At 41.5% G+C, this 7806-nt stretch carries 10 protein-coding genes; 1 reads left to right on the forward strand and 9 read right to left on the reverse strand.

The window, feature by feature from the left end:
- Window positions 1–81 precede the first annotated feature (81 nt).
- Both F8S12_RS30610 and proB read right to left on the reverse strand, forming a co-directional pair.
- Complete coding sequence (locus F8S12_RS30610) at window positions 82–669, reverse strand: Uma2 family endonuclease (RefSeq protein ID WP_196520002.1); 588 nt, start codon at window positions 667–669, stop codon at window positions 82–84.
- A gap of 52 nt (window positions 670–721) precedes the next feature.
- A complete protein-coding gene (gene proB, locus F8S12_RS30615) occupies window positions 722–1831 on the reverse strand; it encodes a glutamate 5-kinase (protein ID WP_196520003.1) in 1110 nt (369 codons plus the stop codon).
- Between the two features lie 172 nt (window positions 1832–2003).
- Between proB and F8S12_RS30620 the strand changes: the two genes are divergently transcribed.
- Window positions 2004–2369 carry a nuclear transport factor 2 family protein gene (locus F8S12_RS30620; RefSeq protein WP_196520004.1) on the forward strand — a complete coding sequence of 122 codons (366 nt, stop codon included), beginning with the start codon at window positions 2004–2006 and terminating at the stop codon, window positions 2367–2369.
- Between the two features lie 392 nt (window positions 2370–2761).
- On the opposite strand, the gene F8S12_RS30625 is transcribed toward F8S12_RS30620, so the two are convergent.
- The 7 genes from F8S12_RS30625 to F8S12_RS30655 all read right to left on the reverse strand — a co-directional run bounded on the left by F8S12_RS30625 (window position 2762) and on the right by F8S12_RS30655 (window position 7704).
- Window positions 2762–3301, reverse strand: a complete 540-nt coding sequence (locus F8S12_RS30625) for a YqeG family HAD IIIA-type phosphatase (protein WP_196520005.1) — start codon at window positions 3299–3301, stop codon at window positions 2762–2764.
- A gap of 54 nt (window positions 3302–3355) precedes the next feature.
- A complete protein-coding gene (locus tag F8S12_RS30630; protein ID WP_196520006.1) occupies window positions 3356–3985 on the reverse strand; it encodes a hypothetical protein in 630 nt (209 codons plus the stop codon).
- Window positions 3986–4210: 225 nt separating this feature from the next.
- Complete coding sequence (locus F8S12_RS30635) at window positions 4211–4783, reverse strand: DUF3727 domain-containing protein (protein WP_196520007.1); 573 nt, start codon at window positions 4781–4783, stop codon at window positions 4211–4213.
- 143 nt (window positions 4784–4926) lie between these two features.
- Window positions 4927–5403, reverse strand: a complete 477-nt coding sequence (gene ruvX, locus F8S12_RS30640; RefSeq protein WP_442946838.1) for a Holliday junction resolvase RuvX — start codon at window positions 5401–5403, stop codon at window positions 4927–4929.
- Between the two features lies 1 nt (window position 5404).
- Window positions 5405–6661 carry a GNAT family N-acetyltransferase gene (locus F8S12_RS30645; protein ID WP_196520009.1) on the reverse strand — a complete coding sequence of 419 codons (1257 nt, stop codon included), beginning with the start codon at window positions 6659–6661 and terminating at the stop codon, window positions 5405–5407.
- Window positions 6662–6858: 197 nt separating this feature from the next.
- Complete coding sequence (locus tag F8S12_RS30650; protein ID WP_104907762.1) at window positions 6859–7065, reverse strand: hypothetical protein; 207 nt, start codon at window positions 7063–7065, stop codon at window positions 6859–6861.
- A 144-nt stretch (window positions 7066–7209) separates the two neighbouring features.
- Window positions 7210–7704, reverse strand: coding sequence for a hypothetical protein (locus F8S12_RS30655; RefSeq protein ID WP_196520010.1), 495 nt, complete (start codon window positions 7702–7704; stop codon window positions 7210–7212).
- Window positions 7705–7806: the final 102 nt, after the last annotated feature.

A 7806-nucleotide genomic window follows, 5' to 3' on the forward strand; every position in this document is an offset into this window, starting at 1 on the left:
TTTTTGTCTGATTACTGGATACGGCTTATCAGTAAAAGTGACTTTTTTATTTCGTTGCTTTTCTTTAATTTCAATCTACTATTACTGCTGAATAACTTGGCGAAACTCTCTAATCGCTTCCAAGGGAGACGATAACAAAAGACAACGATTGAGCAGGGATAAATCTAATTCTGTGAATAACTCACTTTTAACAACTTTCTCATATTCTTGTTCTCGTAAGCAGTAAACTTCAATTGTGCCATCTTCCCAAAACCAAACTTCTCTTACTTGCATTAATTTGTACTTCTGTAGCTTGATGGGACTACCGCTAGTAATCACTACTTCAATGCATAAGTCTGGTACAGATTTGTCCGTTCCAAAGCAATAAGATAAATCTGCTTGATATTCTACTATCTTGGGAATAATCTGGCTAAAACTCCCACTAGGGAAAAATTCAATGCCTTTGACTTCAAAATAAGTAATCAATAGTCCAGCAATTAAACACTTAATTACTTCATGAGGCTTACCAATGGTCACAATTTCTAAGACTCCCTCACAATAAAATAGCCGCACCCCTGGCACATTTTCAAAGCTAGCTTGAATCGCTTTGAATTGTTCCCAACTTAACCCATGTCGAAAGAAGCGTTGTTCTTCTGGTAAGCTAACAGCATTTTCTAACGTTTGAGTCATAATATTTCTTACTCTCCCAGTTAGTAGTCACAAAATTTATCTCATTTCCATCTTAAATCAAAACCAAATTATCTCGGTGAATCACGGTTTCCGCACCGGCATAACCTAAAATTGTGGGAATTTCCCGCGAATGACACCCGCAAATTTTTTGCAGTTCATTGCTGTTGTAATTTACAAGTCCTCTAGCAATTTCGTTACCGTTGGTGTCACACAATTGCACAGCGTCCTGTGTGTCAAACTCTCCTTCTACTGCCTTAATTCCAGCAGCTAATAACGATTTTCCTGCTAGAGAAATTGCCGCGATCGCACCTTCATCTAAATACAATTTACCCGCAGGTAAAAGACCGTAAGCTATCCAACGTTTACGCGCAGAAGTTGGTTCAGGTTGCGGTTCAAAATGCGTCCCAATAAGTTCACCTTGAAGAATTTTTTCGATATTCTGGGGAAATCGCCCTTGGGTAATTACGGTACGAACTCCAGCCGCGATCGCAATCCTCGCAGCCGAAATTTTTGTCGCCATACCCCCAGTACCCCACTGAGAGCCTTGGGAACCTGTTTGTATCTGTAATTCTGCTAATTCCTTAATGCTACTAACTAAAGCGATTGGCTGGGCATCTGGTACGGAACGCGGATCAGCTGAATAGAGCCTATCTACATCGGTAAGCAAAAATAACCAATCTGCCTCTACTAAACTGGCAACCAATGCCGAAAGGGTGTCGTTATCACCGAATTTTAGTTCGTCTATTGCTACGGTATCATTTTCATTGACTATAGGAATTACTCCCAGTCCCAATAGTTCCTGAAAAGTATTGTAGGCATTGAGATAGCGGCTGCGCTGTACCAAGTCACTACGAGTCAGCAATACTTGGGCGATCGCTTGTTGCAGAGTACTAAATAAATCATCATATATACGGATTAACCTGCCTTGTCCAACTGCCGCTACAGCCTGTTTCAGTGCGATCGCTTTGGGGCGTTCAGTTAAGCCCAACCGCGCACAACCCACCCCCACAGCGCCAGAGGAGACCAAAATTACTCGATGTCCCTGGTGTCTTAAATGGCAGAGTGTTTCCGCTAAGGTAGCGATGGTAGAAAGTGCTAATTGTCCCGTTTCTGGTTGAGTTAGGCTAGAAGTACCGATTTTGACAACAATTGTTAATGCCATCTTTGAATTTTAGATTTTAGATTTTAGATTCAGATTAGACATTTTGCAATACGGTTTGTTTAAGAAAAAATAACTTATGAGTTCCAGGGCAGCCGAGTTAAAATTTTCTCTAATTTCCCAGCCATTGCCCTTTCTAAAATCAATCGTAATAATATCAGGAGAGTCAATCAAGATGACGACGATCGAGAGATTAGAAGAAAAATTGCGACAAGCAATGCTCGATAGCGATGTGCCGATCTTAGATGAATTAATTGCTGACGATCTGATTTTCACCATGCATACAGGTTTAGTAGTCGATAAACAATACGATTTGGATGCACATCGTAGTGGAATGCATAAGTTTACTAAGGTCGAAATTGACGATCAACAAATTCTTAATTATGATAATTTTGCTGTGGTCGCAGTTAAAACATATCTGGCGGGAATTCACGATCGGCAAGCTTTTTCAGGTACTTATCGCTTTACTCGCGTCTGGGCAATGCGTCAAGATCGATGGCAAATAGTAGCGGGTCATGTTTGTCAATTAGTTTCTCTTTAATCTAGACCCCCTTAAAAACGGAGTAAATAGGAAACAAAGCCCCCCTTTTTAAGGGGGGTTGGGGGGATCTCCGAGAGCCAAATATGTTAACCGAACCGTATTGTGGTCTGCCCAGTTGAGCAAATTCATATCTAGCAACCTTTCTGAGCTTTCCTATCCGTCGATCTCACGTTATTTTAGATTCAATCCAAAATCTAAAATCCAAAATCCAAAATTGTAAAGCGCCAGTCCCTCTATAAGTGAAGGCTGACGCTTTACGGGTTTATATTTACTTAGTATGTACTAGAGTCTTTTTTGGCTGACCCCATGTTATTAATACTTATGATCCCCGATTTTTGGCTTGCATTCAGATTCTTTAATCATTTCTTTAGATTTACTTTCCTGACGATTTATCACCTTTTCTGAATCTTAGTTTTCTTGGGGGTAATAGAGGCTCCTAATATTTCAGATACCCAAACTTCAAAGTTGCGGATGGGATGCGATCGCAGGATCGCGTCTGCATGGACAATTGGTTCAACCAAAATTGTAAACATCCCCAGGCGATTACCAGCTATGACATCGGTAAACAAGCGATCGCCCACCATCCCTACTTGATGCACCGGTAGATCCATTCCCCTAAGTGCTGCCCTAATTTTGCGTCGGGAAGGCTTGGCTGCACCTAAGTAGTAAGGCAAGTTTAGCGATCGGGCAATTCCACCAATTCGCGCTTCACTCAGATTATTACTCACCAAATACAATGCAGTACAAGCACGGATTTCTTCTACCCATTCTCGTAGTTCCGGGGAAGCCATACCCACTGTAAAGGGTACTAAGGTTTCATCTACATCCAACACCAGCCCCTTCAGCCCGTATTGTTGGATAATATTTGGTGTCAGGTTCAATACTGAACCCTCTAAAATCAAGTCAGGCTGTAAAAGATTGTTCCAAGTCATAGTCAACAGGTAAACGTAAGTAGCTCCAGACAAATGAGCATAACCTAATACAGTTTAGTTAGTCGAACTCCATCCTGGAATATCGTCCTGAACACTTTGAGATAAAATTCCTAAAATCTTATCTATTTCTTTGATGTAATAATTATTCAAATCAATAAGTATATTGTTTTCTTCTAACTTCAAAAACTTCCAAATGTCCCCCGTTGTTACTGCACCGTAAATTTTTCTAATTTCGTTTCCTTCTTGTTGATTGAACAATTGTGATGCCAACATTGCCGCCGCACACTGACCTAATCCACCTTTAATATTTTCATTTTTGGCTTCAACAATAATAACCACAACAGGCACATTAATTGTTAGTTGCTCTTTAGAACGACTAATGATAAAGTCACAATAGCCATTCAGGCCTTTTTCTGCATCTACATTAAAATCTGTTCCTGAAAACAAACTAATTGGATAATTAGCTCGGCGTCTTATCTCCAATAATATTGGAGTAATAATCATTTCTGAACGAGCTTTTTCAGTATTAATTGCTAAAGCTAGTTCTATAGTTTCTTCTAAATAATTTGTGAGTTTATCGCTTGCCTGTAAAGGTTTTATGTTTGCAAATAAATCAGTTTCTTCATCAATGTGGATGCTGAATGACTTTTTAAATTTACTTAATGTAAAGTCGCTATAAGTCATTTTCAGCACCTCATACCAATTTTGGATTTTGGATTGAAAATCTCTACCAACTAAAATGCTTTTTCCAGAATTTTAAACAATACTAATTGTCCCAATTGGATGTGAAAGTTTCATTGCTTCCATATTTAATGGGACATGGCAAAAGGTTAAAGTAGATTGTGATTAAAACGAGAAATCCCAATTAAAAAATTCAAAATGTAACATTTTCATTTTGAATTTTTAATCTTATTCCACCTCATTAAAAAGATGTTCCTCTAATAGAGGCTGTACTTTGCGAAACTCCTCTGGAGAGAGTAATTCAGGTTGACCTGTTTTTGCTATCCGTGCAAAAAACAACAGGGGATCGAGGGGCGTATAAATTGCATACTCCTGATCTTCATCATAGAAACTAGCAAGTAGCTGTAATTGCTCCGGCTCTAACTCTGCCTCTTCGTCTTCGATTTCTAAGGTGAAAAGTTCTGATTCTTCAACTGGTGGTAAATCACCTTCAACTGTCAGAGCATAGGCTGTGTTCTTCAATATCAGATTCTGCTCAGATAGTACAGCTTGGGCAGTACCAAAAATTTGCTCAATGGTGGTGTCGTCTTCTACCAGAACCGCTTCTTCTTCCTCACCCTCACCTTCCCAAGAAAAAATTTCTACAGGTGAGTCTACAGGAAGAAGTAAAACGTATTCTTGTCCATCTACCTCCAGGGAATGCTCTACGTAACATTCGAGCGATCGCCCTTTGTCATCGGTTAAAGTGATGGAACCCGCATGAGCGTTATCGTTTTCTTCAGGAAATGGAGAGGGAAACATGGCCAAATGTATAACTTAATAAATAAATACCAGCAAGTTTGAAAATCGCTTTACTATTTAATGACAGTTCATGTCAACCAAATAGCTTTAGACATAGATACAACTGCTGGGTAATCGTTTTCAGAATATCATGTTAAAAGGTATCAATACTCAATAGCTGCCACCGAACTGCGGGAACTAGCGCGCTTAACATCTAGCCATTGTTGCAAAATCAAAGAAGCTGCCTTCCGGTCAATCAAACCTTTATTGCGTGACGGTGAGAGGTTCTGGGCGATCATCAGTTGCTCTGCTTGGAATGAAGTTAATCGCTCATCCACATACTCCACAGGCAGTTTCAGAGCCTTAGCGAGTCTTGTAGTAAATTTCTGAACTTGACGCGCCTGAAATCCCAAGGAGCCATCCATTGAATAAGGTAAGCCCATCACGAGAATTTGCACCTCGCGTTCATTAACTATCTGTCGGATTTGCTCGACATCCTGCTCAAAAGACGCGCGCTCAATTGTGGTAATCCCGGTGGCAATTAAACCCGTGCGATCGCACCCTGCCACACCAATCCGCTTGCGACCAAAATCTAGTCCCAACGCTGAAATAAACGGTTTTGGTGGCTCCTGTGGAATCACACTAATTCTCCTGCTCTGCATCTGCTGATTCAGGAATCGGCAATGCTTCAATGCTAGGGTTTTTTCCCGAAAAGTTAATCGGTTCTGGCTTACTTGGTAGTGGTTTATCTGACGATGGCGACTTTCCTGGCTGTACCCATGACATCCCACCTGGTATGGGTTTGCGTGCTGGTTGTAGACCTTGTAGCATATCAGTCCACTGAATTCCTTCTAAGGAAACGAATTTAGACTCCCGTAGTTTGTGCCACACAGAGCGAGACATGATTAATGTATGTTCTATGCGTTTTGCCCCAATTCGCTCCAAATACTCTTCTCGCTCTGCCTGATAATCTGAGGAAGCTAGTTGTAACCCTTGCTGAGGAAAATCTTGGGCAATACGAGCCAGTTGAGATAGCAATTCTGGATATAGCCAGGTGTAAGCAGGATGAACCGTCAACGTTGCCACGTGGGGTACTTCGCCCTTACGGTCAAGTTGCACCTGAAAATAGCCGATCGCAGCTTTGCGTTGGGGTTCAAATACGTAGCCACTCACTACTTCTGTTTTCGTCACCCATTGCTTCACTGCATCAGTTAAAGCGCCGAACAAACTGCTTTTAAAGTCGCGGGTGTTGCGGTCAAAAACCTGACGGATTAGAGGTGGCATAGATGCTGTATCTAGTTGATATAGCAACTGGGCATCAGCATTGCTCACTGGCAAGAGATTGGGCAAATCTGGCTCTGCTTGTGCCAATTCAGCCAGTAATTCTGGCCCAATTTCCCAGTATGTCATTTCTGCCAGACGCTGAAATCCATTTTGTCGATATAGTGCCAGCGCCTCTATGTCGTTGATGTTAACTTCCAGTAGCCAAGTGCGAGCTTCCAAAATTGATTCAAAGCAATGACGCAAAAGTTGCGAGCCAATTCCTTGTTTATCGACACCACGCTCCAACAGTACTTGGTCAATCCGCCAAGTGCTGCGTGTCCGGTTAAAAGGTGACACTTGAATCATCCCTAGAAGTACACGCCCCTGCTCTGCTACGTAGGCACAGAGGTGATACTGAAGCGGGTTAGGAAACCAACTCAAAAATTTGAGTAATCCATACCAGCGATGCAGCCTTTGCATCTGGTTGATGGCAAAACCTGCTCCCTTGGGAGTGAGGGCTGCGAATGACTCTTGAGTTATGCGTTCAATCCCGTCCAGATCCCGGTATTGGAATGGTCGGATGACAACGTTGAGGTTTCGGGGAAGTAATGAAGTCATTTTAATTCGAGCCGCCATTTAGTCTTAACTAACTGCTCTTCAAAGGAACTGCTGCAATCATCTTAACTACTTTCTGCTCTCTACGTATTATGCAAAAAGGGTGATTTTGGTAACTAAATACTTAAAAAAGCAGACTTTGTGAGAACACCATTGGTATTGACCCAACAACATCTGCCTTTATTTTATTGGAATTTTGATTAAAATTTGTATATATATTATAGCCCTTGTCGAGAAACTAGCTTTTCAAAGTGGGCTTGGGTTTGATGGAGTAATTGATGGCGACTATCTACCAGTGTTTGTTTCAGGGTTGGAACAAGATTGCGAGCTTGCAAAGTCATGTGAAGTTGCAGGTTGGCGACATATTCACTGAAATCTTGATTCATTTCATCTGCGCCCGCATCCGTTAATAAATTTGATTCCATTGCCACTGTATTCTCCTGTATTAATCCTGTGCTGTCTCTCTTCATGACCAAAAATTATCACGTTGTTTGGATTAACATCTTAATTTGCAATGAACTTTAACGCTTCTTCGGAATAGCGATCGCTATAGGGTTTTCATCTGCCCATTAAAATCTCAAACCAACACCACCTTGGACGGAAATAGCTGTACCACCGCTATCACGATAGGCATCAAAAGCAATGATGGCGTTGCCAAAAATCACAGTATTACTATTTGGGATCATATAATCAATGCCCGGTTGTAAAGCAAAACTAATTTTGTCGCCCACAGGAGAAGAACCACCACCACCAGCCAAAACTAACCCAGCACCTAAATAGGCATCAGCTTGCCAGTTGAGGGGGAAATCGTAGGAAACCGTTGGTACAACCGCCGTATTATTACCAATTAACACTTGGGCGCGGAGTGAAATTGGTGCTTCCAAAAGCTTGTAGCGTCCGGCTATAACCCCCCCGAATTGGATACCATCGGTAATACCGACAGTGGGGCCTATACCAATATAACTGCCATAGGCTACTTGAGCTTGCACTCGCTGAGTACTCATTGCTAAACTCAAGACCAAGCCTGCTCCTAGAACTGAAACCGAATATGGAATATACTTCATAACCCAATTCCTCACACCATCTTAAATTTTGTCATTTGTCATTGGGCAATTCAATTTTAGATTTTGGTGAAGCAGCGCGGTCTTGGGGGTTTCCCCCATGAG

It is taken from the genome of Nostoc sp. WHI, assembly GCF_015714725.1.
Classification (GTDB): Bacteria; Cyanobacteriota; Cyanobacteriia; order Cyanobacteriales; family Nostocaceae; genus Nostoc.